General features: G+C 64.7%; 26 protein-coding genes. 9 read left to right on the top strand and 17 right to left on the bottom strand.

Translation table 11 applies throughout. The annotated features are described in order from the left end of the window. Nucleotides 1-58 precede the first annotated feature (58 nt). Complete coding sequence (locus NDN01_RS00745; protein WP_272625231.1) at nucleotides 59-1,210, top strand: alpha-hydroxy acid oxidase; 1,152 nt, start codon at nucleotides 59-61, stop codon at nucleotides 1,208-1,210. A gap of 209 nt (nucleotides 1,211-1,419) precedes the next feature. Here NDN01_RS00745 and NDN01_RS00740 read toward each other — a convergent pair whose 3' ends face one another. The 10 genes from NDN01_RS00740 to NDN01_RS00695 all read right to left on the bottom strand — a co-directional run bounded on the left by NDN01_RS00740 (nucleotide 1,420) and on the right by NDN01_RS00695 (nucleotide 11,789). Further along, nucleotides 1,420-3,648, bottom strand: coding sequence for a S8 family peptidase (locus tag NDN01_RS00740; RefSeq protein WP_272625230.1), 2,229 nt, complete (start codon nucleotides 3,646-3,648; stop codon nucleotides 1,420-1,422). Continuing rightward, nucleotides 3,641-4,786 carry an ATP-binding protein gene (locus tag NDN01_RS00735; RefSeq protein WP_272625229.1) on the bottom strand — a complete coding sequence of 382 codons (1,146 nt, stop codon included), beginning with the start codon at nucleotides 4,784-4,786 and terminating at the stop codon, nucleotides 3,641-3,643. Before NDN01_RS00735 ends, NDN01_RS00740 begins: the two co-directional genes overlap by 8 nt. A 370-nt stretch (nucleotides 4,787-5,156) precedes the next feature. Then, complete coding sequence (gene creD / locus NDN01_RS00730) at nucleotides 5,157-6,464, bottom strand: cell envelope integrity protein CreD (protein ID WP_272628438.1); 1,308 nt, start codon at nucleotides 6,462-6,464, stop codon at nucleotides 5,157-5,159. A 334-nt stretch (nucleotides 6,465-6,798) separates the two neighbouring features. Next, nucleotides 6,799-7,686 carry a glycoside hydrolase gene (locus NDN01_RS00725; protein WP_272625228.1) on the bottom strand — a complete coding sequence of 296 codons (888 nt, stop codon included), beginning with the start codon at nucleotides 7,684-7,686 and terminating at the stop codon, nucleotides 6,799-6,801. A 1-nt stretch (nucleotide 7,687) separates the two neighbouring features. Beyond that, complete coding sequence (gene sdhA, locus NDN01_RS00720; protein ID WP_272625227.1) at nucleotides 7,688-9,490, bottom strand: succinate dehydrogenase flavoprotein subunit; 1,803 nt, start codon at nucleotides 9,488-9,490, stop codon at nucleotides 7,688-7,690. Beyond that, nucleotides 9,490-9,879: a succinate dehydrogenase, hydrophobic membrane anchor protein gene (gene sdhD, locus NDN01_RS00715; RefSeq protein WP_272625226.1), complete on the bottom strand. Its 390-nt coding sequence runs from the start codon at nucleotides 9,877-9,879 to the stop codon at nucleotides 9,490-9,492. Before sdhD ends, sdhA begins: the two co-directional genes overlap by 1 nt. Before the next feature lies 1 nt (nucleotide 9,880). Beyond that, entirely contained in the window at nucleotides 9,881-10,297 is a 417-nt protein-coding gene (gene sdhC / locus NDN01_RS00710; protein ID WP_272625225.1) for a succinate dehydrogenase, cytochrome b556 subunit, read from the bottom strand. 134 nt (nucleotides 10,298-10,431) lie between these two features. After that, nucleotides 10,432-11,064 carry an ATP-dependent Clp protease proteolytic subunit gene (locus NDN01_RS00705; protein WP_272628436.1) on the bottom strand — a complete coding sequence of 211 codons (633 nt, stop codon included), beginning with the start codon at nucleotides 11,062-11,064 and terminating at the stop codon, nucleotides 10,432-10,434. Nucleotides 11,065-11,118: 54 nt separating this feature from the next. Continuing rightward, a complete protein-coding gene (locus NDN01_RS00700) occupies nucleotides 11,119-11,478 on the bottom strand; it encodes an SRPBCC family protein (RefSeq protein ID WP_272625224.1) in 360 nt (119 codons plus the stop codon). Further along, nucleotides 11,475-11,789, bottom strand: coding sequence for an ArsR/SmtB family transcription factor (locus NDN01_RS00695; protein ID WP_272625223.1), 315 nt, complete (start codon nucleotides 11,787-11,789; stop codon nucleotides 11,475-11,477). Before NDN01_RS00695 ends, NDN01_RS00700 begins: the two co-directional genes overlap by 4 nt. Before the next feature lie 183 nt (nucleotides 11,790-11,972). Between NDN01_RS00695 and NDN01_RS00690 the strand changes: the two genes are divergently transcribed. Both NDN01_RS00690 and NDN01_RS00685 read left to right on the top strand, forming a co-directional pair. Then, a complete protein-coding gene (locus NDN01_RS00690; protein WP_272628435.1) occupies nucleotides 11,973-13,316 on the top strand; it encodes a methyl-accepting chemotaxis protein in 1,344 nt (447 codons plus the stop codon). A gap of 34 nt (nucleotides 13,317-13,350) precedes the next feature. After that, nucleotides 13,351-14,721, top strand: coding sequence for a methyl-accepting chemotaxis protein (locus NDN01_RS00685; protein WP_272625222.1), 1,371 nt, complete (start codon nucleotides 13,351-13,353; stop codon nucleotides 14,719-14,721). 69 nt (nucleotides 14,722-14,790) lie between these two features. Here the strand turns inward: NDN01_RS00685 and NDN01_RS00680 are convergent, their stop codons facing one another. The 3 genes from NDN01_RS00680 to NDN01_RS00670 all read right to left on the bottom strand — a co-directional run bounded on the left by NDN01_RS00680 (nucleotide 14,791) and on the right by NDN01_RS00670 (nucleotide 16,840). Beyond that, a complete protein-coding gene (locus NDN01_RS00680) occupies nucleotides 14,791-15,027 on the bottom strand; it encodes a hypothetical protein (protein WP_272625221.1) in 237 nt (78 codons plus the stop codon). A gap of 132 nt (nucleotides 15,028-15,159) precedes the next feature. Next, nucleotides 15,160-16,152 carry an alpha/beta hydrolase gene (locus NDN01_RS00675; RefSeq protein ID WP_272625220.1) on the bottom strand — a complete coding sequence of 331 codons (993 nt, stop codon included), beginning with the start codon at nucleotides 16,150-16,152 and terminating at the stop codon, nucleotides 15,160-15,162. A 142-nt stretch (nucleotides 16,153-16,294) separates the two neighbouring features. Further along, on the bottom strand, nucleotides 16,295-16,840 hold the full coding sequence (locus tag NDN01_RS00670; RefSeq protein ID WP_272625219.1) for a GNAT family N-acetyltransferase: 546 nt from the start codon (nucleotides 16,838-16,840) through the stop codon (nucleotides 16,295-16,297). Nucleotides 16,841-16,892: 52 nt separating this feature from the next. Here NDN01_RS00670 and NDN01_RS00665 point away from each other — a divergent pair, with 52 nt between their 5' ends. Together NDN01_RS00665 and NDN01_RS00660 are read left to right on the top strand one after the other, a co-directional pair. Beyond that, nucleotides 16,893-17,594: an HAD family hydrolase gene (locus tag NDN01_RS00665; protein ID WP_272625218.1), complete on the top strand. Its 702-nt coding sequence runs from the start codon at nucleotides 16,893-16,895 to the stop codon at nucleotides 17,592-17,594. A 72-nt stretch (nucleotides 17,595-17,666) separates the two neighbouring features. Further along, nucleotides 17,667-18,647, top strand: a complete 981-nt coding sequence (locus NDN01_RS00660) for a phosphoribosylaminoimidazolesuccinocarboxamide synthase (protein ID WP_272625217.1) — start codon at nucleotides 17,667-17,669, stop codon at nucleotides 18,645-18,647. A 24-nt stretch (nucleotides 18,648-18,671) separates the two neighbouring features. Here the strand turns inward: NDN01_RS00660 and NDN01_RS00655 are convergent, their stop codons facing one another. Then, nucleotides 18,672-19,529: a hypothetical protein gene (locus NDN01_RS00655; RefSeq protein ID WP_272625216.1), complete on the bottom strand. Its 858-nt coding sequence runs from the start codon at nucleotides 19,527-19,529 to the stop codon at nucleotides 18,672-18,674. Between the two features lie 78 nt (nucleotides 19,530-19,607). Next, complete coding sequence (locus NDN01_RS00650) at nucleotides 19,608-20,144, bottom strand: septal ring lytic transglycosylase RlpA family protein (protein ID WP_443025183.1); 537 nt, start codon at nucleotides 20,142-20,144, stop codon at nucleotides 19,608-19,610. Nucleotides 20,145-20,355: 211 nt separating this feature from the next. Here NDN01_RS00650 and NDN01_RS00645 point away from each other — a divergent pair, with 211 nt between their 5' ends. Beyond that, complete coding sequence (locus NDN01_RS00645) at nucleotides 20,356-21,255, top strand: alpha/beta fold hydrolase (protein ID WP_272625214.1); 900 nt, start codon at nucleotides 20,356-20,358, stop codon at nucleotides 21,253-21,255. A gap of 99 nt (nucleotides 21,256-21,354) precedes the next feature. After that, a complete protein-coding gene (locus NDN01_RS00640) occupies nucleotides 21,355-22,053 on the top strand; it encodes an SDR family NAD(P)-dependent oxidoreductase (RefSeq protein WP_272625213.1) in 699 nt (232 codons plus the stop codon). Between the two features lie 46 nt (nucleotides 22,054-22,099). On the opposite strand, the gene NDN01_RS00635 is transcribed toward NDN01_RS00640, so the two are convergent. Beyond that, nucleotides 22,100-22,513, bottom strand: a complete 414-nt coding sequence (locus NDN01_RS00635; protein WP_272625212.1) for a winged helix-turn-helix transcriptional regulator — start codon at nucleotides 22,511-22,513, stop codon at nucleotides 22,100-22,102. 102 nt (nucleotides 22,514-22,615) lie between these two features. On the opposite strand from NDN01_RS00635, the gene NDN01_RS00630 reads away from it, so the two are divergent. Together NDN01_RS00630 and NDN01_RS00625 are read left to right on the top strand one after the other, a co-directional pair. Continuing rightward, entirely contained in the window at nucleotides 22,616-23,485 is an 870-nt protein-coding gene (locus NDN01_RS00630; RefSeq protein ID WP_272625211.1) for an SDR family oxidoreductase, read from the top strand. Between the two features lie 87 nt (nucleotides 23,486-23,572). Further along, nucleotides 23,573-24,550 (top strand): 50S ribosomal protein L11 methyltransferase, encoded by a 978-nt coding sequence (locus NDN01_RS00625; RefSeq protein ID WP_272625210.1) that lies wholly within the window; start codon nucleotides 23,573-23,575, stop codon nucleotides 24,548-24,550. Nucleotides 24,551-24,578: 28 nt separating this feature from the next. On the opposite strand, the gene phhA is transcribed toward NDN01_RS00625, so the two are convergent. Further along, entirely contained in the window at nucleotides 24,579-25,451 is an 873-nt protein-coding gene (phhA, locus tag NDN01_RS00620; RefSeq protein ID WP_272625209.1) for a phenylalanine 4-monooxygenase, read from the bottom strand. Between the last annotated feature and the right edge of the window lie 7 nt (nucleotides 25,452-25,458).

Raw genomic sequence — 25,458 nt, 5'->3', positions numbered from 1 at the left:
CGGGGGTCGAGCAAGAATCGTAGGACGAAGTCCAACATATGAACGAATGGGGCAAAATATGAGACTGAGCGATTGCCACAATGTCGAGGATTTCCGCACCCTCGCCCGCAAGCGCCTGCCCGGCCCCGTCTATCACTATATCGACGGCGCGGCCGACGACGAGGCGACGAAGAAGCGGAACACCGAGGCGTTCGAGTCGTGCGACCTGGTGCCGAGCGTGCTCGCGGGGGTCGAGACGATCGACATGAGCACCACGGTGATGGGCCGCAAGATCGACATGCCGCTATTCCTGTCGCCCACTGCCTTGCAGCGACTGTTCCACTGGCATGGCGAGCGCGGCGTCGCGCGCGCGGCGGAAAAGTTCGGGACCTGGTTCGGCATTTCGAGTCTCGCGACCGTCAGCATCGAGGAAATCGGCCGGACGATCAGCACGCCCAAGATGTTCCAGCTCTATATCCACAAGGACAAGGGGCTGAACCACGCGCTGGTCGAGCGGTGCAAGGAGGCGAAGTTCGACTGCATCGCGCTGACCGTCGACACGATCGTGTCGGGCAATCGCGAACGCTGCCTGCGCACCGGCTTCACCTCGCCGCCGCGGCTGACGCCCGCCTCCGCGATCAGCTTCGCGACTCATCCCGGCTGGACGCTCGATTATCTGTTCCGCGAAAAGTTCGAGCTGTCGAACCTGAAGGACCATGTGTCCGAAGGAACCAATGTCGCGCTGTCGGTCGCCGATTATTTCAACAAGATGCTCGACCCGTCGATGGACTGGAAGACGGCCGAGGGTGTCCGCGCCCAATGGGGCGGCGAATTCTGCCTGAAGGGCATCATGTCGGTCGAGGACGCGAAGCGCGCGGTCGATATCGGCGCGACGGCGATCATGGTGTCGAACCATGGCGGACGGCAACTCGACGGCAGCCGGTCGCCCTTCGACCAGCTTGCCGAGATCGTCGATGCGGTCGGCGACAAGATCGACGTGATCTGCGACGGCGGCATCAGGCGCGGCAGCCATGTGCTGAAGGCGCTGAGCGTGGGCGCCAAGGCCTGTTCGGGCGGCCGGCTATATCTCTATGCGCTGGCGGCGGCGGGGCAGCCGGGGGTCGAGCGCGTGCTCGCCCGGCTGCAGGCGGAAATCGAGCGGGACATGAAGCTGATGGGGGTGAAGTCGGTCGCTGAACTGAACCGGGGTAATTTGAGGTGGCGTAGCTAGCTGTTGAAGTACGACGTCTGGTGGGCGACGGGACGAAACCGCGAGGGGCAAGGAGTGGGACTTCGCCGCCTGACTGCTTCGCGCGTCCATATCGGATGAGCGGACCCGCGACGACAACAAAATGAGCAATAGGTTTGCATGCGGACTTATTTATAATCAGCTACTTAGCGGCGATAACAATGCATCAGCTTTGAATTCACAATACCAAGCTAACCTTGAATCTGGATCGGGACCTGGAGCGGCACCATTGGTTCGAGGATATTGCGGTATTTGCGGACTATCATGTCATATAGGTCGGCATGACGCGGCGCCTCGATTGTGATTACCAGCGCGTATTTGATCTTCAGACTCTGCCTCTCTACATGGCCTTCGTCCCGCGCAACGTAGTGAATATCAAAAACCGGGTTCTTGTAGCTCTTTCCTAGCTTCCGGGCCTCGCCGTTCAGGCACGTCTCCCACTTATGCGCGTCCCGGCGCATCGACTCTTCGGTGTGGTCGTAGAGGTTAGACTGCGAGAAGAACCGCTCGGTCTTCGCGTGCAAGGCGTTGGCCTCAAAACGCTCATCATGCGGGCGGAAGAACACCTCCAGCCCGCTCTTCGTATATGTGCCCGGATGCGCGGAATCGATCTCGGTCGTGTAACAAAGGGTCGCCTTTATCCTGACCTTGCCCTTCAAATCCTCGTCGGGAAGCGGGATGGCAGCGCGCAGATATTTGGAAGCCGTCAGTTCGCCCTGATAAACGACGCGCACCGCCCCGTCCGGACAGACCGCGATTTCGTCGATATCATCGCGAACGCGACCCCAGCCGATATCCGACTGCGGCTCTTGCCCCTCCTCCGCCGTATGGATCAGCAGCGCCTTGACCGCCAAAGCGTCAAGCGAGCCGCCGAAGTTCGCTTTTACGCCCGTGCCGATACGAAGCGCATGCGGCGAGGCAAAGCTCGTCCCGCATTGCGGGACGAGCGCAGTACCGGAATTCTGGCCCAGCACCATGTAAGGCTTGTCCTGGCATCCGCCGAATGCGACCACGTCCGGCTTCATGACACCGGGACTGCGCCCAGGTCCGACGGAGCTATAGCTCGCCCGCTTCCAAGCCTTTTCCTCGCAATCGCTGGCGCCGATCGCAAGACCATTCACCGTATCGGCCGGCACCTGAACCCGGTTGAGCTTTTCATCCGCATCCGCCTCACCATCGTTGCCCACCGCGACGGTCGCCACGCACGAACCATCGGCGAGATATTCGTCGAGCACAGCCGTCCATGCATGCACATCGTCATCTTCGATCGGAAGCGACGGCCCGAGGCTCAGATTGATAAAATCATACTTGGGCGAACTATCGAGCGTGTTCTTGATCCGCTCCAGAACGTCATAGAGCTCCAGCGGATCGGCGCCCGAGTCCACATCCCACACCCGAATATGATCGACGTTCGCGAACGGCGGCTGGGCCTCGCCCGGTTTGTGCGAACCAAAGAGAACCGCGCTGGTCACGGCGTAACCGTGATCGAGAGCTTCTTGCACCGGAGCGCCGATTCCCGGCGGATCGAAGCGCGTCACCCACGGCTCCAGAATAGTGCCTTCCGGCATCCCGCCGTCGAAAATCGCGACCCGGACGTTTGGATCGACGGCAGGCGCGGCGGGAAGCGTCACGTGACCGGTCGCCTTGGCCTTGAGACTGCGCAGCGGAAACAGATCCCGCAATCTCGGCATTTCGCGAAGCGCACGGAGATATGAGAACTGGGCAATCTCGCTTAGCAGCTCGCGCGGAGCCATCATGCGGATGAAGCACAACCCGCCCGCGTGGAAACGATGATCTAGGTCCGCTTCTAGCCCAAAGGAGGCGACGTATTCTTGAAACGCCTCGATGATGTACAGATCGCCGCGAAATTCGCTGGCGTGGAGTACGGCTTCGAGCGGGCTAACCTCAAGCTCGGAAAACCGCCCCTTGATCTTGGCCTGCGCATCGATGGGATCGATCTGCTCCAACGCAGTCAGATCGCCTTGCACCGCTTCCTCAATCGAGCCGCGCTCGATATCGGCCAGCAGACGCCGGAAGTTGCTCGTCGCGCCGGCGACGAAAAGCTTCGTAGTAGGCTTCTCTTCGGGAACGCGGTCGCGGCTGCGCCTTTCCGGCGTGACCAGCGTCGGCTTGCTGCCGACCGCTTTGAGCCCGTAGAACTTCAGGACCCGCTCGGGATAGTAGCTCTTGGCGATATATTCCGGGTTCAGCACGATCCCGCCGACCACTTCACTTTTAGGCTTGGCCGCTTCGGGCAGTTCGGCGAAAGCGCGCATCGTCTGATCCAGCATCGGCGCGAGACGCGCGCGCGCTTGCTCATACGTGTAGGGCGGCTCCTTATCGAGCTTGCGACCCGAGGGCGTCACCGGCTCAGTCAGCCTCTCGCCCTTGCCTAGGAAAAAGTTCTTTCTCTCAGCCATGTGTCGTCTCCCGGGCGTCAGTCTTCGTTTCCTTTACGATTTCTCGCTTGCGCAGCGTATCGCGGCTTACGCCGGTGATCTCCGCCGCGCGCCGTTGCGAAACGCCCTCGATCGCGTACAATTTGGTCGCTAGAGAGATTTGATCGGCGTGAGGCAAGGACTTCACGAAGCGGTGGATGTAATCTTCCACCTCTTCGCCGATATTGCGATTGTTCATCATCGAATCCCGGCGAAGCCCCATTACGCGCTTCTTGATATCGCTGAAATTCATCGAGCCGAAGATGATCGACATGATGTCGATCCATTCCCTGCCTATTTGAATTTCGTCGCCAAGATACTCATGGATCGCCCGCTCGATCTCGCTCCGCTGTGGAGCCGGGAACGCCACGATGGAGTCAAATCTTCGCCATACGGCAGGGTCAAGAAGCTCGGGGTGATTAGTCGCGGCGAGGAGCAGGCCATCCGCCGGCCACTCGTCAATCTCTTGCAACAGCACCGTGACGAGCCGCTTTAGCTCGCCGATTTCGGTTGCGTCGTCGCGCCGCTTGGCGATCGCGTCCAATTCATCCAGCAAAAGGATGCAGCTTTGCCGCTTCGCGTAATCAAGCACCGCTCGCACGTTGTTTCCCGTACGACCCAAGAAGCTGCTCATCACAGCTGAGAGGTCGAGGATAAATAGAGGCAGATCGAGCTGAGAGGCGATCCACCGAGCCGACATCGTCTTGCCCACACCCGGCGGACCGACGAAAAGAGCCGACCTAGTTGGCTCTAGTCCAGCGTCCGCCAGCCGTTCGACTTGTTGTCGTTCGCGAATGATCGTCTCAATCTCTCGCGCAACTTCCGGCGCATACACCGGTTCGGGCATTTCGCGGGTTGGCCGTTCCATTCGAACCAGATGAAGTCTGGAATCGCTATCGACGGGCAGAGGCATTGCCATCTCACGGCGCAGGGCCGAACTACGGCCCGAGGCATTCTTCAAAAGTGCGCCGATCTCATCCGCCAACTCCGGCGCGCTCGTTCGGTAACGGCGTGCTATCTTGCCAAGATAGAGGGGTACATCCTGCTGACGCTCACCAAGCGCAAGCCGCGCCAGCGCGATAAATTCATCAGTTCCCCGGAATGTTTTTGGTTCAGCCACGACGCCCTCTTATCTGATGTGCGATTCATACCACACATGTGGACTAAAATCCAGAACAAATGACGTACATAGTCCAATGAAATGCTATCTAATTGATATATAAATTATTTTTTATGGACTATTTTCCTTCACTTTGCGCTGCGCTAGTCCGCAATCGGATTGCACACTGACGAAAATGTGGGCTGTGCGATAGGCATTGGTCGAGGGTGCGGCGACACCTGTCGAAATTTATGCCTGCAACCCTATTGCTCATTTTGTTGCAACGGTGGTTTTGAGGCGGTGTTCGAATGCAGCACAGGGGCAGTGGGAACATCACCGTTTCCCACTGCCCCTCTCCCCTGCCCTCTCCCCGCAAGCGGGGAGAGGGAGATCAGGCTTCCGCCTCGCGCGGCTCCGGCTTTGCGCCCCAGTCGATTCCCCGCGTCAGGTACATCACCGCCGCCAGCGCCACGAACAGCATCACCGAGCCGACCAGCAGCGACATGTCCTCAAGGCTGAGCAGGACATACAGCACGCCGTAAAGCGCGGCGATCAGCGCCCCGATGAACAGGCTGCGCCGCCAGCTCCCCAGCACCGCGGCCGAATAGGCGGTCAGCAACGAGACGATCGCGCCGCCCGCCACCCCGTAGGCGGGGGCGAAGCCGATCACCTCGGCGAACGCGAGCAGCATCACGAAGAACAGCACCAGCCCCGACCCGACCAGGCCATATTCGATCGCCGACACCCGTACCCCGCCGATCACGTCGAACATCAGGAAGGCGAGGAAGGTGAAGCCGATGAACAGGAAACCGTATTTCACAGAGCGGTTGACCTGGCTGTAGAGATCGACCGGGGTGAGCAGATCGACCCGCGCCTGATGCTGGTCAGCGGCGACATTCGGGCGCTTGCCATTGTCCCCGTCGACCGCCTCCGACGAGCCGCCGCCGGCCTGATCGAAGGCGACGAGCGCACTGCCCAATGCCAGGTTGCCGACGCGCCAGGTGGCGTCGAAGCCCCTGGCCACCGGCGCCTTGCGGACCGGCAGGAAACCGCCCTGATAGCTCGGATTGGGCCAGGGCGAGACGACCTGCCATGCGGTATCGCCACCGTTCGGCACCAGCGCCAGCGAGCCGTTGCCGCGCACCGCATAGTCGAACGTCACGCCAAGTGGATGCTCGCGCAACTTGCCCGCATCGAACCAGGCGTAGAAGCCCGATCCACCCGTTTCGCGCATGCCGTTACCCGGCTGGAGCGAGACGGCCCTGCCGTTGATCGCCACCGCCGGCGGCGAGCCGAACAGGCCGCGCGCGTCGCTGATCCCGAAACGGATCTGCGCGCGGTCGAGCGCGAGCGCTTCCGGCGCGACGCCGAAACGCTGGAGATCGACGGGTAGCGAGAAGCGCGCGCCGCCATGATTGCGCGCCTCGAACACCACCACGTCGTAGATCGAGCGGTGGCGCAGATCGGGCTTCAGATCGGTCTTCACGACCGTCCTGTCGGGCGACAGCGTCATCTCGTGCCAGCTCGTGCTGGTCTTGCTGGTCTGCTTGCCATTCTCGGTGACGGTTTCAGTGGTCTGCTTCGAATAGGGGATGACAAGCACCGGCCCGGCAATGACCTGCGCACCGCCCCAGCCCTGCGCGATCGAGGCCTGGGCGGTCTCCGACTGGTTCTGGCGATCATAGACGAGGAGATAGATGGCGAGAGTGGGATCGCGAGCAGCGCACCGATCAGGAACGGCAGCAGCAATTTGGCCCCGGGCGAGTGTTCTGACGCACGGCGTGCGGACATGATTTGCCTCCTTTTAAGGAGATATCCAGTTAGAGGCAGGCGGACCCGGAGGCCAACGTGCATCGGGAGGAAAGCCAGTGCAGATCGGGTGCAGGCACCTGCCGGACGTGTTCCGGCATCCACCGACCCGCAAGCACCGCATCGGCCTTTCTCGCGGAACGGTGGCCCCCGGAACAAGTCCGGGGTGACGAAGCAGGGGAGACCATGTCCGGCACGATCGGGAGGTCCTGCATTTCTTCCAGCTAGCAGACCTCAGCAGTGTTGGCCGGCAACGGCCCCGGCGGGACACGGGCGTCGCTCAGATAGAAGGGGTCGCCGTCGATATGGTGGACCGGGCCATACGCCTTGCCGAGAACCGCATGGAGCGCGGGATCATAGGCCTTCAGGTCGGCGTCCGAGAGGATGCGGCGCCCATCGAAGATCACCATCCGCCCCGAGTTGAACCAGAACTGGCTGCCCACCGCCCAATATTCGTCGATCGTGGTGGAGGCATATTCGCCCTTCCACCGGCCGGCCCTGAGCGCGGCGCGATAGGCGCGGTCGACCTCCGAGTAGAGGGTCGGGTCGGCGGCACGGATCGCCTGGAGGATGTCGTGCGAGAATTCGTGGAGGAAGATCGTCTGGCCGTAATAGCGCGAATTGCGCTGGCCGAGCAGGTCTTCCACCGCCCCGCTGGTCAGCCGCCCGGCCATGCCGCGGGCCCGGAAGTTCCAATAGGCACGGTCGGTCAGGCGGCCGATGCGCTCGTCATAATGTTTGCGTTCGCATCGGGTCAGCCGGGGATCGTCGCGCGTCGGTTTCTTCCAGTCGCGCTGTTCGGGCAGGTCGAGCGTGCTCTCGTCCTCGGCCATGATCGCGACGCGGTAGCCGGACGCCGCCAGCGCGCTGGCCAGATCGGGACGGTGGGCAAGCATGCCCTCGACGATCGCCTTCGCCACCAGCAGCGCACGATCGGGGACCTTGGCCGAGGACAGGACTGGGATACCGTCTGCATCGACATATTTGACGTGGAAGGGGTCCGCGTCGAGCGACACGGGCGGCGCGGCGACCTGCGCCACCACGCCCGTCGAGCCACCGGCCAGCCCGACGAGAAGGAGCAGCGGCAGGCCGATCCAGCCCACCGCCGTCACCTCAATAAACCCGCTTCTTCGGCTTGATATAATCGATATCGTCGGTGAGCGTGTAGTCATGCACCGGGCGGTAATCGATCTCGGTGGTGCCGCCCTTGCCGCCCCAGCCTTCAAAGGTCGCGACGGTGTGCTTCATCCAGTTCGCGTCGTCGCGGTCGGGGAAATCCTCGTGCATGTGCGCGCCGCGGCTTTCCTGGCGATTGGCGGCGCCCTTGATCGTGACCACCGCCTGGCCGATCAGATTGTCGAGCTCCATCGTTTCGACCAGATCGGTATTCCAGATCAGCGAGCGGTCGCTGATGCCGACATCGGCGAAGCTTGAATAGATCGCGTCCATCTTGGTGACGCCCTCCGCCAGCAGCGCGGTGTCACGGAACACGGCGCAATGCTTCTGCATCGTGCGCTGCATCTCGGCGCGGACCTTCGCGGTCGGCGCTGCCCCCTTGGCGTTGCGGAAATGATCGAGCCGGGTGAGCGCGAACTCCTCCGAACCCTTGGGCAGCGCATTGTGCGGCGTGTTCGGCTTGAGTTGGTCCTTGAGGCGCAGGCCGGTCGCACGGCCGAACACGACCAGATCGATCAGCGAGTTGGAGCCGAGCCGGTTGGCGCCGTGCACCGAGACGCAGGCCGCCTCGCCCACCGCGAACAGGCCGGGGATGATCGTGTCCGGGTTGCCGTCCTTGTTATGCACGACCTCGCCGTGATAATTGGTCGGGATGCCCCCCATGTTGTAATGCACCGTCGGCGTGACGGGCAGCGGCTGGCGCGTCAGGTCGACACCGGCGAAGATCTTGCCCGTCTCGGTGATGCCCGGCAGGCGCTCGTGCAGCACCTTGGGATCGATATGGTCGAGGTGCAGGTAGATATAATCGCCATGCTCGCCGACGCCGCGCCCTTCGCGCATCTCCATCGCCATCGAGCGCGCGACCACGTCGCGGCTGGCAAGGTCCTTCGCCGACGGCGCGTACCGCTCCATGAAGCGTTCGCCCTCGGAATTGGTCAGGTAGCCGCCCTCGCCCCGCGCGCCCTCGGTAATGAGCACGCCCGCACCGTAGATGCCGGTCGGATGGAACTGGACGAACTCCATGTCCTGCAGCGCGATGCCGGCGCGCAGCGCCATGCCGTTGCCGTCACCGGTGCAGGTGTGCGCCGAGGTCGCCGACTGATAGACACGCCCGCCGCCGCCCGTCGCCAGCACCACCGCATGGCTGCGGAAGCGATGGATCGAGCCGTCCTCCATGCACAGCGCGATCACGCCGCGGCACTGGCCGTTCTCCATGATGAGATCGAGCGCGAAATACTCGACATAGAAGTCGGCGTCGTACTTCAGGCTCTGCTGGTAAAGCGCGTGGAGCATGGCATGGCCGGTGCGGTCGGCAGCGGCACAGGTGCGCTGCACGGGAGGACCCTCGCCCATATTCTGCATATGGCCACCGAACGGGCGCTGGTAGATCGTCCCGCTCTCGTTGCGGCTGAACGGCACGCCGGCATGCTCGAGCTCATAGACCGCCGCAGGCGCCTCGCGGACCATATATTCGATCGCGTCCTGGTCGCCGAGCCAGTCCGAACCCTTGACGGTGTCGAACATGTGCCAGGTCCAGTGATCCGGCGAGTTGTTGCCCAGGCTCGCCGCGATGCCGCCCTGCGCCGCCACGGTGTGGCTGCGCGTCGGAAACACCTTGGTGATGCACGCGGTCTTCAGGCCCGACTCGGCGATGCCCATGGTCGCTCGCAGGCCAGATCCGCCCGCACCCACGACCACCGCATCATAAGTGTGGTCGATGATCTTATAGGCTTCCGGCATCAGACTGGCGCTCCGGCGGCAAAGGCGATCCTGAGGATCGAGAAGATGGCGATCGCGGCAGACGCGACGGTGAAGAAGTTGAGGGCGAGCATGGCGGCGACGCGGCCCTCGTCATGGAGGTAATCCTCGATCGCGACCTGAAGGCCCATGCGGAAATGATAGAAGACCGACGCGATCAGCAGGATCATCGGGATCGCCGCCCAGGCCGAGGCCATCCAGTCGTGCACGGTCGCGAAATCATAATTGGGCAGGCGCGCGATCGACGCGAGCAGCCAGAGCATCAGGAACAGGTTCGCCGCGGCGGTCACCCGCTGGTTCCACCAGTGATGCGCGCCCTCCTTGGCGGAGCCGAGGCCGCGGACGCGGCCGAGTTCGGTACCGTTGCCCATCTTATTTCCCCACGAGCAGATAGGCCCAGAACAGGGCGGTGAAGGTGATCGAAAAGACGAAGGTCAGCCAGGAGCCGGCGCGGTTGGTCTTGAGCTCGAAGCCGGCGCCCGCATCCATGATGAAATGGCGGATGCCGGTGGCGATGTGCTGGAACAGCGACAGGGTAAGCCCGATGCCGAAGACATAGCCGACGATGTTCAGCCGGCCGTCCGCCAGCGTGAAGATGTCGGTGAAGGCAGCATAGGTTTCCTTGCCGCCCGCCAGGGCAGCAAGCCACCACACGAGCAGGATCGTGCCGACCGTCGCCAGCCCGTCACCGGTCACGCGGTGAAGGATCGAAACGGTCATATGGACGCCCCATTTCCACGCCGTCAGGTGCGGCGAGATCGGTCGGGCGGGGTTGCGTGGGCTAGCCAAGGCGGGAAATCCTCTCGGACGGTCAGTGGCGCCGTATTAGTCCCGACGTCCCGCGATGCAAGGTGGATTGGACACAGGAGGCGATGCGGGTGACCGCGTTCGGTCCCGTCCGCCCGTTGGCCGCATCCCGGTTTCTACGAGTCCGTAATCGCGCGCGACGAGTCATCCGCTATTTCCGGCGCTGCCTTCCGCTCGGTCAGGATATGATCGATGAGACCCCATTCAAGCGCCTCCTCGGACGTCATGAACTTGTCGCGATCCAGGGCCTGTTCGACCTCTTCATAGGTGCGCCCGCAATGCTCGGCATACAGCCTCGTGATACGGTGCTTGGTCTTCTCCACTTCCGCGGCATGGATGAGGATATCCGACGCCTGCCCCTGGAATCCGCCCAGGGGCTGATGAACGTGCAGGCTTGCATTGGGCAGCGCGGCGCGCTCGCCGGGCTGACCCGCCATCAGCAGGAACGACCCCATCGAGCGAGCCGTCCCCATGCACAGGGTATGCACCGGCGCCCTGATGTATCGCATGGTATCGTACATCGCGAGGCCGCTGGTGATGACGCCGCCGGGAGAGTTGATGTAAAGCTGGATCGGCTTTTTCGGATTCTCGCCTTCCAGAAAAAGCAGTTGCGCGCAGACAAGCGCGGAGATCGTATCGTTGACCTCGCCGTTGAGGAAGATGATCCTTTCACGAAGAAGGCGGGAATAGATGTCGAAGGACCGTTCCCCCCGGCTTGATTGCTCGACGACCATGGGGACGAGTTGCATCGCTTCGCGCACGGGCGAATTCCTTTTCTTCCGGTATTTCTTCGGTCGGCGGCGTCAGGCAGCGCGGAGGAGGCAGGACCAGTTGTTGTTCGCCGCCCTTGGCGGCCGGCGGCCCAGCCGTGGGTCCGCCAGTCCGTGGATGATTCTCAGCCTAGTGCCCCCCGCCGCATTGGGCTCGACCCGGAACGTCACCATGCTTTCGAGGAAGGGCGGTTCTCCGTCCTGCATCCTGTAGCGGATTTCCTCGCCCGGCGCGGTGGAGACCGGCTCCATGTCGGCCAGATCTCCTTTCGGCAACCAGGTCTCGCGAAAAGCGGGGATGCTGATCGCCCGCCACACCTTTTCGGGCGGCGCATCGAGGTCGTAGTCGAGCACCAGGTCCTGCGCCGGGCTCTCGCCCTTCGTGTCGTTCATTGGTCCATATCCTTCAGCAAGGCCTTGAGGGCATCGACACGGGCCGGCCAATAGGCGCGATACTTCGTCAGCCATCCGGCGATGAGCGCCAGACCATCCGGATCGACCTGATAGTTCACGAAGCGGCCCTGCCGCTCCTCCCGCACCAGCCTTGCGTTGCGCAGGACCGAAAGATGCTGGGACATCGCCGGCTGGCTGATCGTCATCCCCTCGCGCAAGGCGCTGGCGTTCATGCTCCCGCTCGCCAGCTTCTCGAAGATCGCACAGCGGGTCGGGTCAGCCAGCGCCTTGAAGATGTCGTTCTGGATCATGCCGACACATAAGCACTCACTTATCTGATTCGCAAGCCCCCAGGCGCCGACTGGCACCGTTTTGCGCATAAATCGGCACCACTTCCTAACTCGCCTTTAACCTTATCCCGATAGCTCCTCTGCAGAACCGCTTGGACGCGGATGGTCGCCAGCTACGGAGTTCCGCCCTTGACCCCCAGTGACTTGCCCACCCCCGGCACGATTGCCGCCAAGGTGGATATCGCGGCCAGGCTTCGCGTCTTCGATGTCGACGGATCGCTGGCGGGCGCCAGCCGCGATGCGTGGAACGTGATCGAGCCTGAAATCCGGGCGATCTCGGAGGGCTATTGGCAGCAATGGCTGCGCTGTTTCGCCGACGAACGTATCTGGGCGCCGCACGAAACCGCGAAGATGATCGAGGTCGGCTGCACCTTCCTGCGCAACCGCTTCCTCGACACGACCGGCCGGGCCTGGATCGAATCGATCGAACGCTCCGTCGCCGCCGCCTATGTCGGCGACGTCTCGCCGCTCGCGCTGCTGTCGATGATCAATGCCAGCGACCGGGTCGCGCTTGGCGTCATTACCCGCAAGGTCGACCGCGACGACGCGCGCCTGCCGGTGCTGGTCGATACGCTCATGCGCCTATCCGCGCTCGAGGGCGAAATCACCGTCGCCATCTACAACGCCTATCGCGAGCATCTCGCCCAGGCCGGTCGCGACAGGCTCGCCGCCGAGTTTCGTGACGGAATCGCCCAGATGGTCGAGAGTGCTACCCAGGAATCCAGTGCCCTGCGCGGCCAGTCGGTGCGTACCTCCACCTCGGCGCGCGGCATGCTCGGCAAGACCTCCGAAGTCGCCGCCGCCGCGGAGCAATCAGCCGTCGCGATGCGCGAGGCGGCGCAGACCGCCGCAGGCCTGATCCGCGCGATCGAGGATGCCCGTACCGAAGTCGAGGCAGCCGCGGAGATCGCCACCCGAGCGTCGAGCCAGGCCGGCCTTGCGGTCGGCATGTCCGAAACCCTGTCCGACCATGCTCAATCGATCGAATCGATCCTCGGCCTGATCCGCGATATCGCCGGGCAGACCAACCTGCTCGCCCTCAACGCCACCATCGAGGCGGCGCGTGCCGGCGACGCCGGGCGCGGTTTCGCCGTCGTCGCCCAGGAAGTGAAGAGCCTCGCCAACCAGACTGCCCGCGCGACCGACGATATCGCCGCGAAGATCGCCGCGATCCAATCAGCGACGCGATCCACCGTCGACACCAATGCCTCGATCAAGGCGACCGTTTCCGAAGTGCAGGAAAGCGCCAACCGAATCCGCTTCGCCATGGAAGCGCAGGCACAGACCGTGACGGCGATCACCGCCGCGGTCGACGAGACAGCCCTTGCCGCCGATTCAATGTCCAACACGATCGCCGCCATCCGCGAGGATACCGAAACCGTGGCCTCGGATATCGAGCGCGTCGGCCAGGGATTCGATTCACTTGATGGTAGGCTTGGTACGCTCAAGAACAGCGCGGGCGAGTTCGTCGCCAAAGTCGCTGCATGAGCCCAAGACTCGTGGGCATGGGGAGGATGACTGAATGGCGCAGGATAGCGCGGGCAGCATAGGGGGCTGGAGCGGCGATTCGCGCTCCATCGCGGAACATGTCGCGAATTACGACTGGGACGGAGCGATCGCCCCCGCCTCGGCTGAAATCGCGCGCCTGATCCAGGGCAGCGAGGCGGATATCGCGGCGGCATTCTGGGAACAATATCTGGCGCTGCCGGTGGTCTCGCACCTGCGCAAGCATCTCGGGCCTGACCAGATCGCCAGGCGAGTCGCCCGCAGCGCCGAATATACCCGCGCCAAATATCAGCGGCCGTTCGACGACGCGTGGATGCTGATGGCATTCCGCCACGCCGACGGATCGCACCGGCTGAACATCCCGCTCCAGGCATTGCTGTCGTCCCTGAGCTTCTCGCACAGCCGCACGCTCGAGGTGATCGAAAGGAAGATGGGCGGCGACACAAGCCGGCTGCGTGAGCTTTCCGATGTGGTCCAGCGGCTCGGCCTGGTCGAGGCGGATGTGATGGCGTCGCACCTCGGCGCGCGCGATGTCGAGCGCGCGCGCGAGGAGCGGCGGACCCGATCAGCCCAGTTCAGCGAGAGCATCGCCCAGTCGATCGAGGGCACGGCGACGCTCGGCAACCGAATCCGGGTGCAGGCGCAGCGCGCCTCGGCTTCGGCACGCGGCATGCTTGGCAAGACCTCCGAAGTCGCCGCCGCCGCGGAACAATCGGCGATCGCGATGCGCGAGGCGGCGCGGACCGCCGCCGGCCTGATCCGCGCGATCGAGGATGCCCGCGGCGAAGTGGAAGCGGCGGCCGAGATTGCGACCCGCGCCTCAAGCCAGGCGGGCGACGCCGTCGGCATGTCCGAGACGCTGAGCGTCCATGCGCAATCGATCGAATCGATCCTCGGCCTGATCCGTGACATTGCCGGCCAGACCAACCTTCTCGCCCTCAACGCGACGATCGAGGCCGCGCGTGCCGGCGACGCCGGGCGCGGTTTCGCGGTCGTCGCACAGGAAGTGAAATCATTGGCGAACCAGACGGCCCGCGCCACCGATGATATCGCCGCCAAGATCGCGGCGATCCAGTCGGCGACTCGCTCCACCGTCGACACCAACGCGTCGATCAGGTCGACCGTCTCCGACGTGCAGGACAGCGCCAACCGAATCCGCTTCGCGATGGAGGCACAGGCGCAGACCGTGACCGCGATCACCGCGGCGGTGGACGAGACGGCATTGGCGGCGGATTCCATGTCCAACACCATCGCGACGATCCGCGAGGATACGGAAAGCGTTGCAACCGAGATCGACGCGCTGGGCCGCGAGTTCGGCGAGGTCGACGACCGGCTGAGCGGGTTAAAGGGGGCAGCGGATACGTTTTCGGCGAGCGTCGCGGCCTAGACATAGTGTGAAGGTGTGGCCTGAGTCGTGCTCAGCGCCGTTCCCAATCGATCCGCTTCGCAGGCGCTGCTACAACGGAACCTGCCACGGTTCTTCGGAACCGATATCGGTCAACGCGCAGTCGAGATAGAAAGCCGCATAAGACGGTTCCCCCGGACTATCGCTGGCCCCGTCTGCAAGAAGCTCCGCATATGCTCCGGCCTTGTCGATATGAAAGTCGCGCGCGTCGATAGTCTCAGCGGCCTTCGCCTTCTTCAATTCTTCGCGAAGGCCGTGCCAGCATGAGGTCCGCTCGGTCGTTTGCATCGGCCTGCTCCAACGAGAGGGAGAGGCGCACCCGGCCCTCCCATGATATCAAAGACGGCATCGGTAGCGGATACCTTCTCGGCGAGGGTAACGGCCTTGGGCTGGCTCACCAGTTGCGGACCCAGTTACAGGCTAAGCTGACCGCCGCCACTGTTCCTTGACGAAGCGGGCGACCTCCTCCGCCAATTCCTTATCCTCCGGCGCTCCCATGAAACCGCCATGCGGCATCGCCTCGAAGATATGGAGTTCGGTCGACACGCGCGCCCGGCGCAAGAGGCGATGCATCCTGACCGCGTTGGACAGGAAGAGGTCCCTCGTGCCGCTCTGAATGAAGGTGGGAGGAAAGCCCTGGAAGTCGCCGAAGAGCGGCGAGAGATAGGGATGCGCCAGATCGGCGCCACCGGCGTAGAGCAGATTGCTCGACATGAGCGACCCGGGCAGGACCACGTCCACGGTCCGGTTGACGTTGAAGCTGTCGCCCGATTCAGTCAGGTCGACCTCGGGCGACAGCAGGACCAGCGCCGCCGGCAGGGGAAGCCCCTCGTCCCGCGCGCGGAGCACGGCAGCGACGGCAAGGTTGCCGCCGGCCGACCTGCCGCCGATGACGATATCCTCCGGGCGGTGATGATCCAGGACGTGCCGATAGGTGACCATGCAGTCGTCCAGCGCGGCAGGATATGGGTGTTCGGGCGGCGTCCGGTAATCGACACCGTAACAAACCACGCCGTGCTGGTCGGCCTGCATGCGCGCGCCCGCACGACACGCCTCGCCTCCCCCGAAGATCAGCGCCCCGCCATGAAGATCGATATACGCGCCATCGGCGAAGGTCACCGCCTCCGGCGTGGCGACATGAACGGTCGCGTCGCCAAGCCCGATCGTCTCGACGCTCGACCGCAAGCTGCCTGCCAGTTCCTTGACGGCCGTTGCGTAGTGAAGATCGACTGCAGCCTTCATGCTCAGCCACGCCTCATGATCGTCAGGCGGCGGCATGACGTGCAGGGAATTGAGCGGGACCCCGTCTTCGCGCACGAGACGCCTGAGGGCAGCCTGAGCCTCCGCGCTGATCGACCGCGGGAAGGGCACCATATGGTGATCGATCCTTACGCCCGCTTGATTTTCTTCCATCAGCCTGTTCCTGGATCGCGACCACGTTGAGGGCCTCCGCTTAGCGCCCCTCGCGCCAGGAAACAGCCCTCCCCCTTCACACCATCACGACAATCCAGCCTGGCGCCGGGGGATCGCGCGCGCCCGGCCCGGTGACTGGGTTTTATCGGGCCTTGAATCCCGCATGGTACTCGACCTTGCCCCCGGCGCTTTCGCCACCGAATGCGAGGGCCTGAAAATATTCAGGCGGTAGGTCGGCATAGGTCAGGCCGACACGAGGTTCGAAACCGAAACGCCGATAATATCCGGGATCGCCAAGGACGACACAGCCGCGCGCGTCCCGCGCCTTCAGGTCGTCCAGCCCCCCGGCGATGAGCCGGGAGCCGATGCCCTCGCGCTGGCGCCCGGGGGCAACGGAAACCGGCCCCAGTCCGAACCATCCCCGATCTGCGCCATCGATCGTGACAGGCGAGAAGGCGACATGCCCGACCAGCATGTCGTCATCGATGGCGACCAGCGACACCGTCAGCGCGCCAGCGGCCCGAAGGGCATCGACGATCGCCGCTTCGGTCTGCTCGCTGTACGGCTGGCCGATAAAGGCAGCCTGCGTCACGGCGCGGATGGCCGCTTCGTCGCCGGGACGTTCCTGAACGATCCGCATCCCGATCTCCTCGGCACCCGCCACCGACATGGCGGTCGACGGACTCACTGTGCATAACATATTCATGGCTCGCCAATGGCCCGCGCGTTAAACGCGCGCCATGACGATACGCCTTATCTGCCTCGATGCCGACGACACGCTCTGGCACAACATGCGCCATTTCAACGCGACCGAAGAGGCGCTGCTCGAGATGCTCCAACCCTTCGCCGACGCAAGCGTGGCGCGCCCCATGCTGGAGACGTGCGAGGCACGAAACCTTCCGCTCTACGGCTACGGTGCCAAGGGCTTCACGCTGTCCATGATCGAAACCGCCGTCAAACTATGCGGAAACGACCTGAAACCGGGAATGGTCGCTGACATCCTGGCCGCCGGCCGGTCGCTGCTTGCCCACCCCGTCGAATTGTTCGACGACATTGCCCAGACGCTTGAGGACCTGGAGGATCGCGGTCGGCTCGTCCTCGTCACCAAGGGCGACCTGCTCCATCAGGAGGCGAAGCTGGCCGCGTCCGGTCTCGGCGACCGCTTCACCGGCGTGGAAATCGTGAGCGACAAGACCGCCGGCACGTTCGCCCGGCTCTTCGGCCGATATGAGGTGGAGGCCGGCGAAACGATCATGGCCGGCGATTCGATGCGATCCGACGTGCTGCCCGCACTGCAGGCCGGTGCCTGGGCCGCGTACATTCCGCAGGACGGTGCCTGGAAGCACGAGAGCGCGCCCCCGCCCGACGACGCTGCTCGGTACGCCCGGCTCGGCCGCCTGGCCGAGCTTCCGGCGCTGATCGATCGTATCAACGGCGCCTGAAGCCTGTCCTGCCGCTGGCACGAGCGGGAGGCCTGAGCTAGGGGGTCGCCTGCCCCGGAATAAGGAACGTCCATGTCGCCCAAGGATCTCGCCGACCACGCCTCGCGAACATTGGACGATGCCACGATCCCGCAGCTTCCCCGGCATTATCGCGGCAAGGTGCGCGACAATTATGATCTCGCCGACGGACGGCGGATCATCATCGCGAGCGATCGCCTCAGCGCCTTCGACCGGATTCTCTGCACGGTGCCGTTCAAGGGGCAGATCCTGACCCAGACCGCGCGCTTCTGGTTCGAGCAGACGGCCGATATCTGCGCCAACCATGTGCTCGGCTATCCGGACCCCAATGTCCTGCTCTGCCGGCGGCTCGACATCCTGCCGGTCGAGATCGTGGTGCGCGGCTATCTCGCGGGGACGACGGGCACCTCGATCCTGACGCTCTACAAGGCCGGGCACCGCAGCATGTACGGCATGACGCTGCCGGACGGGATGCGGGACAATGAACGGCTGCCAACACCGGTTATCACCCCCACCAGCAAGGAATTCGACGGCGGGCATGACGAGCCGCTGACCCCGGCCGAGATCCTCGATCGCAACCTCGTCACGCCGGCGCAATGGGAGGAGCTGAACGCCACCGCGCTCGCGCTGTTCGCGCGCGGGCAAAAGCTGGCCGCCGAGCGCGGCCTGATCCTGGCGGACACCAAGTATGAATTCGGTGTCGATGCGGAGGGCAGGATCATCCTGGCGGACGAGATCCACACGCCGGACAGCAGCCGCTACTGGAAGCAGGCAAGCTATGCCGGGCGCTTCGAGGCCGGCGAGCGGCCCGAAAGCTTCGACAAGGATTTCATCCGTTCCTGGGTGGCGGCGCGCTGCGATCCCTACAAGGACGTCATCCCCGCCATCCCGCAGGACCTCGTGCTGAAGACCTCGGCGATCTATGTCGAAGCGTTCGAAACAATCGTCGGACAGACATTCGAGCCCGACCTGGCCGGCGCGACGGTGCTCGACCGGATCGTCGAGCGGCTGGCACCCTTTTCCGAGCCCGGCTGACCGGAAACGCCAGCGGACCGGCCGTCAGAAAGCGACGCCGGGCCGCAGGACGATCTGGAAAAAAAGCAGCAGCGCGATCAGGGCAATGCCCGGTCCCGCGAGGCTCGTTTTCCTGTCGCCGTCTATTCTGCGGCGTCGACGCGAGAAAGACGCGCCGAGAACCAGCCAGCCAATGCCGATCAGGTTCACGATTGCCGGAACCAGCGCCACTTCGACCGGATTCCGCGGCATGCGATAGGGCGCGACGAGCAGGACGCAGGCGATTGCGGTGAGGAGCATCGCCACGCCGAACGCCCGCGTTCGAAACACTTCAGATCTCGCCAGGCCCGCAGGCGCGAGGGTCGCGAGGACAGTGCCCGCCAGGCCCATCGCAAGAGTCACCGCCAGTAGGAGAACGCCCTTCCCCGCCTCGCTCACCCCGAGAAAAGCGAGCGCGCGTCCCATGTCGTTGCCGGGCAGGACCGTCCCGATCGCGAACTGGCTCAGCGACTGGAACAGCCCCTGGAACGCCATCCAGAACAGGAAAAGCCGCCAGGTGGCGGAAAGGCGGGGGCGGACAAGCAGGATGACCAGCGAGGCAAGGCCGCTTGCCAGCGTGGCGAGCGCGCCGGTTCCCTGGAGCAATTCGGCGACCGGCGCATCGCCCGTCCAGGAATGGTCGTTGTGATACAGCACCGGCGCGAGACCCGGCGTTAGGGCCTTCGGGACGACCAGCCAGAGTTCCTGCCAGAAGAAGGTCAGGTTGAAGGCAAGCACGCACAGGAGGATCGAGCTCAGGCCCGGCCAGAGCGAGGTTCCCGGCGCCGGACGCCCAAGACGCGCCATGCCGAGGACAAGCGGCGCAAGCCCGACCGCCGCCAAGAGTATCAAGAGTGCCTGCATCTTTCCCCCCGGCCCCCCGTCTGCCTGCCAACCCGGGCGGTCGCAACCCATAGCCGATGATGCGGCGCGGTGCGTTCCTTACTGGTCCGCAGCCGTCATTTGTCCGCGCAGATTCTGCAGCACCTGTTCCGATACGGGCGGCAGGCCGCGCGCGGGCTTGCCGTGGCGGAGGCGTTCGCGATCCTTCTCCACCGGCTCGACCCGGCGGACCCGCACCGGCGCCCGGCCCTGCACTTTCATGCCGAGCAGTTCCGCCGCGCCGCGCGACAGATCGATGATGCGCGGCCCCGGCACGAACGGCCCGCGATCATTGACCCGCACGACGATCCGCCGTCCGGTATCGAGCGACGTCACCTCGACATAGGTGGGCAGTGGCAGGGTCGTATGGGCAGCGGTCACCCAATCGGGGCGGAAGCGTTCGCCATTGGCGGTGCGATCCCCCGACTCATGTCCGTACCAGCTCGCATAGCCGAGCATGTCATAGAAGGGATCGACAGCCGGCACATAGGTCGTCCCCCGCACCTGATAGGGTTGCCCGATCTTGACCGGCAGATCGGCGACGGGCCGAAAATTGCCGCCGGCACAGCCCGACAGCGCAAGAACGGCGGCCGCCATGATCATGATCCGCGTCGCGCAACCTCTCCGCATGCGCCGGACCCTAGAAAAAAGCCGGGCGATCACAAAGCCCCGATATGCGCCTGCCTGTTTTTCGCCCCGGAAGATCACGCGCGGCCACAGGAGGCCGATCTAGGTGGCGCTGCACAAGGTTTCGTGTGTACCGGCCTCCAGCCGCCACGCGGCGAACCGGCGCAAATGGAAAACGACCATGAACTTGCTGAAGGCCAATGGCATCGATCTGGCCTATGAGAGTTTCGGTGACGACGATGCCGAGGCGATCCTGCTGATCGCCGGGCTCGGGACTCAGATGATCCGCTGGACAATCCCGTTCTGCCTGGATCTGGCGGCGCGGGGCTATCGCGTGATCCGCTTCGACAATCGCGACGCGGGCTGTTCGACTCATTTCGCCGATCGGTCGATTCCGGATTTCGGCACGCTCGCCGCCATGCTCATGGCCGGTCAGCGGCCTGACGTGCCCTATACCCTCCACGACATGGCCGGCGACGCCATCGGCCTGCTCGATGCGCTGTCGATTGACCGGGCCCATGTCGTCGGCAGGTCGATGGGCGGCATGATCGCGCAGATCGTCGCAAGCGAGCATCCGGATCGGGTCCTGTCGCTTACCTCCATCATGTCCGGTTCGGGCAACCCCTCCCTTCCGCCGGCCGCGCCGGATGTCATGGCGATGATGACGACACGCGCGCCGGACCCCTTCGCCGACGAGGCAGGATTCCTGGCCCACGGCCTGGCTTTTGCGCGGCGCATCGCCGGTAGCGGCTATCCGTTCGACGAGGAGACCCAGCGCGCGCTGGTTCTCGAGGAACTGCGGCGGGCCCATGATCCTGGCGGCTTCGGGCGACAGATCGCCGCGATCGCCGTCACCGGCGACCGCCGGACGCGGCTGGCCACCATCACCGCGCCGACGCTGGTGGTGCACGGGGCAGACGACCCGCTGATCCTTCCAGCCTGCGGCGCGGATACGGCATCGTCAATTCCGGGGGCCGAATTCATGCTGGTCAGTGGCATGGGTCATGATCTGCCGCCGGCCTTGTACAGAACCGTGGCCGATGCAGTCGAGCGGGTCGCCCGCCGTGGCAGGCAGCAATAGGCCGGCCGACGCCCCCGCGAGCATAGTCGATACGATTCTTGCTTCCCCCGATGCGAGCAGGGGTGACGGCGCACGGCGGCGGCGGCTAAGGCGCGCGCCATGACCAACATCCTCCTCACCGGCAGCAGCCGCGGGATCGGGGCGGCGATTGCCGTCGCGCTTGCCCGCCCCGGCATCCATCTTATCGGCCAGGGCACGGCGAGCGGCATTCCCGCCGACTTCGCCGATCCGGCAGCCCCACAGGCATTGTGGGATTCGGCGCTCGAGCTGTTCGAGGGGCGGGTCGACGTCCTGATCAACAATGCCGGCGTGTTCGAGGCGAACCCGGTCGACCGACCGCATGACGCGTGGGTCGCCGACTGGGAGCGCACGATGCGCATCAACCTGACCGCGTCGGCCGAGCTCTGCCGGCTCGCGGTGCGCCACTGGCAGGAACGCGAGTCCGGCGGCAGGATCGTCAACATCGCCAGCCGCGCCGCCTATCGCGGCGATTCACCGGCGCACTGGCACTACGCCGCCTCCAAGGCCGGCATGGTCGCGATGACCAAGTCGATCGCGCGTGGCTATGCCGCCCAGGGCATCCTCGCCTTCGCGGTGTGCCCGGGCTTCACCATGACCGGCATGGCGGAGGAATATCTGGCAAGCCGGGGCGGCGACAAGCTGCTCGCCGACATCCCGCTCGGCCGGGTCGCGATGCCGGAGGAAGTGGCCGAGGCAGCGCGCTTCCTGGCGCTCGACGCGCCGCCATCGATGACCGGCGGCGTGATCGACGTGAACGGGGCAAGCTACGTCCGCTGACGATCGGTATTCGGCCTTCAACGTCGCGCGCTGAACGCCGAATAGCTTATGCCGCCCGTGCCATCCGTCCACGGGCCTCAAGCACCGTCGCGAAATTCGCCTCGGCCCATTCGACCAGCCCGAGCAGTGGCGCGGCGAAGCTCCGACCGAGCGGCGTCAGCGAATAGGTGACGCTCGGCGGCACCGTCGGCTGAACGTCGCGGTGGACGAAGCCGTCGGTCTCGAGCGTGCGCAGCGTCTGGGTGAGCATCCGCTTCGAGATGTCGGGCACGGCTCGGGCAAGCGCGCTGAAACGCTTCGGCCCGGCCGCCAGCGCCGAGAGAAGCAGCATCGACCAGCGATCCCCGATCTGGTCGAGCAGGTTGCGCACCGGGCAGCGCGTGTCGTCGAACCCCATCGCGACCCAGCTCTCGAACTTGGCGCCGAGCGCGGCATGCGGTGCCGGATCGGGGTCTTGCATGGTATCCTCCAGGTAACCAGGGTACGGGAAAGTGCCGTCTTACGGGCATGGCTTATGGTCTCTATCTGAGACCTAGTCAACAAACCGAGACTGGAACCGATCATGAGCACCACCCCCCGTTTCTTCGTTACCGGCGCGAGCGGACAGCTCGGCCGACATGTCGTCGCCGCGCTTGCCGAACGCGCCGGACCAGCCGCCGTGGCGGCGATCGTCCGTGACCCCGCCCGTGCCGCCAGGCTCTTTCCCGAAGGCGTCGCCATCCGCGAGGGTGACTATGACCGGCCCGAGACGCTCGACGCCGCGTTGGCGGGCGCGGCACGCGTGTTGCTGATCTCGTCCAATGCGCTCGGCGCGCGAGTCGCCCAGCATGGCAAGGTGATCGACGCGGCGCGGCGCGCTGGCGTCGAGCGCATCGCCTATACCAGTGTGCTCCACGCCGATGTCTCAGCGCTCGGTCTCGCCGAGGAGCACCGCCGGACCGAGGCACTGGTCGCGGCGAGCGGCCTGCCCTTCACCCTGTTGCGCAACGGCTGGTACACGGAGAATTACACCGCCTCGATCCCGTCCGCGCTCCAGCACGGTGCCCTGATCGGCAGTGCGGGCAACGGGCGCATCTCGAGCGCGGCCCGCGCCGATTATGCCGTGGCGGCGGCGGCCGCGCTGATCGACGATACCGGGCCCCGCGTCGTGCACGAACTGGCGGGCGATACGTCCTACACGCTGGCCGGCTTCGCCGCCGAACTCTCCCGCCAGGCCGGGCGTACGATTCCCTATGTCGACATGCCCGAGGCCGACTATCGCGCGGCGCTTCTCGGTGCCGGCCTGCCCGAGGGACTGGCCGCGCTGCTGGCGGATTCGGACTCAGCGGCGGCGCATGATGCGCTGTTCGACGAATCGCACGAGCTGGCACGACTGATCGGACGGCCGACCACGCCTCTTGCCGAGACCATCGCCGAAGCGCTCAGGGCATAGATGCTTCACGCCGCCGCTCTTCGGGGCGGCGGCGCTTGTCGAAACCCGGTTCTTCTGCTTGGCGCTCCGTACGAACGGAGAAACCTGATGGCCGAGAGCTGGAAGCTCACCTTGCCCTGCACCCGCGACGAAGCAGAGGCGATCGATTTCGAGTCACCGGCGCTGGCGGCGCTTGATCCCGCGCCGGTGTTGCTGACCAGCGAGGAGGTGGAGGACGATCCCGACAGCTGGCGGCTCGACGCCTTTTTCGACGGCAAGCCCGATGCCGCGACCGTTGCGGTCGTGCGCGCGCTGGTGCCAAGCGGCGCGGCGAGCAAGGCGAAGCCCGAGCGCGTGGTCGAGCAGGACTGGGTCACGCTGAGCCAGGCCGGCATCGAGCCGGTCCGTGCCGGCCGCTTCTATATCCATACCGAGGCCAATCGCGGCACGGTGCCGCCCGGCACCCGTGCGTTCCGGATCGAGGCGAGCCGCGCGTTCGGCACCGGGCAGCACCAGACGACCAGCGGCTGCCTGATGACGCTCGACGGGTTGAAGCAGCGCGGCGCGATGTTCCGCAATGTCATCGATGTGGGCACGGGAACGGGGCTGCTCGCTTTCGCCGCGATGCACCTCTGGCCACGGGCCTATGCCACGGCGTCCGACATCGACCCGGCCTCGATCGAGGTGACGGCAGACAATGCCGATTTGAACGACATCGCGCTCGGGCACGGCATGGGGCAACTCGCGCTTGCCGTCGCTTCCGGCGTTGACCATCCGCTCATCGCACGACGCGCACCCTATGACCTGATCGTCGCAAATATCCTGGCGGGTCCGCTGATCGCCCTGGCCCCGGCGATCGGCGCCGCGCTCGAACCGGGCGGGGCGCTGGTGCTGGCGGGGCTGCTCGACACCCAGGCGGCGGCCGTAGCCCGGGCCTATCGGCGCGAAGGTCTGTTCCTCGCCGGACGCACGCAGATCGGCGACTGGCCGACGCTGAGGCTGCGCAAGCGGCACCGCCTCGGGTGGAGAAGGCCGGTGCGGAACAGCGGCAAGGAAGCTGAGACCCCGGGTTTCGGAAGCTGGTAATTTATTCCTCCCCGGAACAGAGAGGAATTTAGCGGGCCGCCTTCCCCCGCGCGTAATCCTGCGTGCCATGAGTCAGCACCACATCCCCGGGCAATATCTCCGCCACCGGCACATCCGGCTGCGCCATGATTTCGGCATAGAGCGGCGCGAAATCGGTCTCCACCGTCAGCCGAAGCAGGTCGTCGAAGCTCTGGATCACGAAATAATTCTGCTGGAAATCGTCGATCCGATAGTCTGTCCGCATCACCCGCTTCAGGTCGAAGGCGATCCGGTTGGGGCTTGGATCGTCAAGCGCGAAGCGGCTTTCGGCGAAGCTGGAGACGATCCCCGAACCATAGATGCGCAGTCCCTCGGGCTGGGCGATCAGGCCGAATTCGACCGTGTACCAGTAAAGCCGGGCAAGATGCTTGAGCGCCCCGAGTTCGAGCGCGCGCTGGCCGCCGCGGCCATAGGCCTCAAGATAATCCGCGAACACCGGATCGGCGAGCATCGGCACATGGCCGAACACGTCGTGAAAGACGTCCGGCTCCTGCAGATAATCGAGCTGGTCGGGCCTGCGGATGAAATTGCCCGCGACGAAACGCCGGTTGGCCATATGGTCGAAAAACACGTCGTCGGGCACCAGGCCGGGCACCGCGACCACCTGCCAGCCGGTCAGGCCCATCAATCGCTCGGACAGTTCCTCGAAATCGGGGATGCCCGGTTTGGAGAGCTTGAGCACGTCGAGACCGCGAAGATAGGCCTCCGACGCACGGCCCGGGAGCAGCTTTGCCTGGCGGTCGAACAGCGTGTCCCACACCGCATGTTCCCCAGGCGTATAGTGCGACCAGTCCTGCGGAATCGTCCAGTCGGGAGACGCGCCCTCGGGCGGGCAGTCGAGAACATGCGTTTCGTCCGTCATTGAAATA

The organism is Sphingomonas sp. QA11 (assembly GCF_028473665.1).
GTDB classification, from domain to species: Bacteria; Pseudomonadota; Alphaproteobacteria; order Sphingomonadales; family Sphingomonadaceae; genus Sphingomonas; species Sphingomonas phytovorans.
This window is presented reverse-complemented; position numbering and strand designations above follow the sequence as displayed.

Excerpts from the sequence above, each read along its gene's own strand:
- NDN01_RS00625 (WP_272625210.1), top strand. The coding sequence starts at position 23,573 with ATGGCCGAGAGCTGGAAGCTCACCTTGCCCTGCACCCGCGACGAAGCA.
- NDN01_RS00740 (WP_272625230.1), bottom strand. The coding sequence starts at position 3,648 with ATGGCTGAGAGAAAGAACTTTTTCCTAGGCAAGGGCGAGAGGCTGACT.
- NDN01_RS00630 (WP_272625211.1), top strand. The coding sequence starts at position 22,616 with ATGAGCACCACCCCCCGTTTCTTCGTTACCGGCGCGAGCGGACAGCTC.
- NDN01_RS00645 (WP_272625214.1), top strand. The coding sequence starts at position 20,356 with ATGAACTTGCTGAAGGCCAATGGCATCGATCTGGCCTATGAGAGTTTC.
- NDN01_RS00655 (WP_272625216.1), bottom strand. The coding sequence starts at position 19,529 with ATGCAGGCACTCTTGATACTCTTGGCGGCGGTCGGGCTTGCGCCGCTT.
- NDN01_RS00700 (WP_272625224.1), bottom strand. The coding sequence starts at position 11,478 with ATGAACGACACGAAGGGCGAGAGCCCGGCGCAGGACCTGGTGCTCGAC.
- phhA (WP_272625209.1), bottom strand. The coding sequence starts at position 25,451 with ATGACGGACGAAACGCATGTTCTCGACTGCCCGCCCGAGGGCGCGTCT.
- NDN01_RS00685 (WP_272625222.1), top strand. The coding sequence starts at position 13,351 with ATGGCGCAGGATAGCGCGGGCAGCATAGGGGGCTGGAGCGGCGATTCG.
- NDN01_RS00650 (WP_443025183.1), bottom strand. The coding sequence starts at position 20,144 with ATGGCGGCCGCCGTTCTTGCGCTGTCGGGCTGTGCCGGCGGCAATTTT.
- NDN01_RS00640 (WP_272625213.1), top strand. The coding sequence starts at position 21,355 with ATGACCAACATCCTCCTCACCGGCAGCAGCCGCGGGATCGGGGCGGCG.
- NDN01_RS00705 (WP_272628436.1), bottom strand. The coding sequence starts at position 11,064 with ATGCAACTCGTCCCCATGGTCGTCGAGCAATCAAGCCGGGGGGAACGG.
- NDN01_RS00635 (WP_272625212.1), bottom strand. The coding sequence starts at position 22,513 with ATGCAAGACCCCGATCCGGCACCGCATGCCGCGCTCGGCGCCAAGTTC.
- sdhD (WP_272625226.1), bottom strand. The coding sequence starts at position 9,879 with ATGGGCAACGGTACCGAACTCGGCCGCGTCCGCGGCCTCGGCTCCGCC.
- NDN01_RS00745 (WP_272625231.1), top strand. The coding sequence starts at position 59 with ATGAGACTGAGCGATTGCCACAATGTCGAGGATTTCCGCACCCTCGCC.
- NDN01_RS00695 (WP_272625223.1), bottom strand. The coding sequence starts at position 11,789 with ATGATCCAGAACGACATCTTCAAGGCGCTGGCTGACCCGACCCGCTGT.
- NDN01_RS00665 (WP_272625218.1), top strand. The coding sequence starts at position 16,893 with ATGACGATACGCCTTATCTGCCTCGATGCCGACGACACGCTCTGGCAC.
- NDN01_RS00660 (WP_272625217.1), top strand. The coding sequence starts at position 17,667 with ATGTCGCCCAAGGATCTCGCCGACCACGCCTCGCGAACATTGGACGAT.
- sdhA (WP_272625227.1), bottom strand. The coding sequence starts at position 9,490 with ATGCCGGAAGCCTATAAGATCATCGACCACACTTATGATGCGGTGGTC.
- NDN01_RS00680 (WP_272625221.1), bottom strand. The coding sequence starts at position 15,027 with ATGCAAACGACCGAGCGGACCTCATGCTGGCACGGCCTTCGCGAAGAA.
- NDN01_RS00675 (WP_272625220.1), bottom strand. The coding sequence starts at position 16,152 with ATGGAAGAAAATCAAGCGGGCGTAAGGATCGATCACCATATGGTGCCC.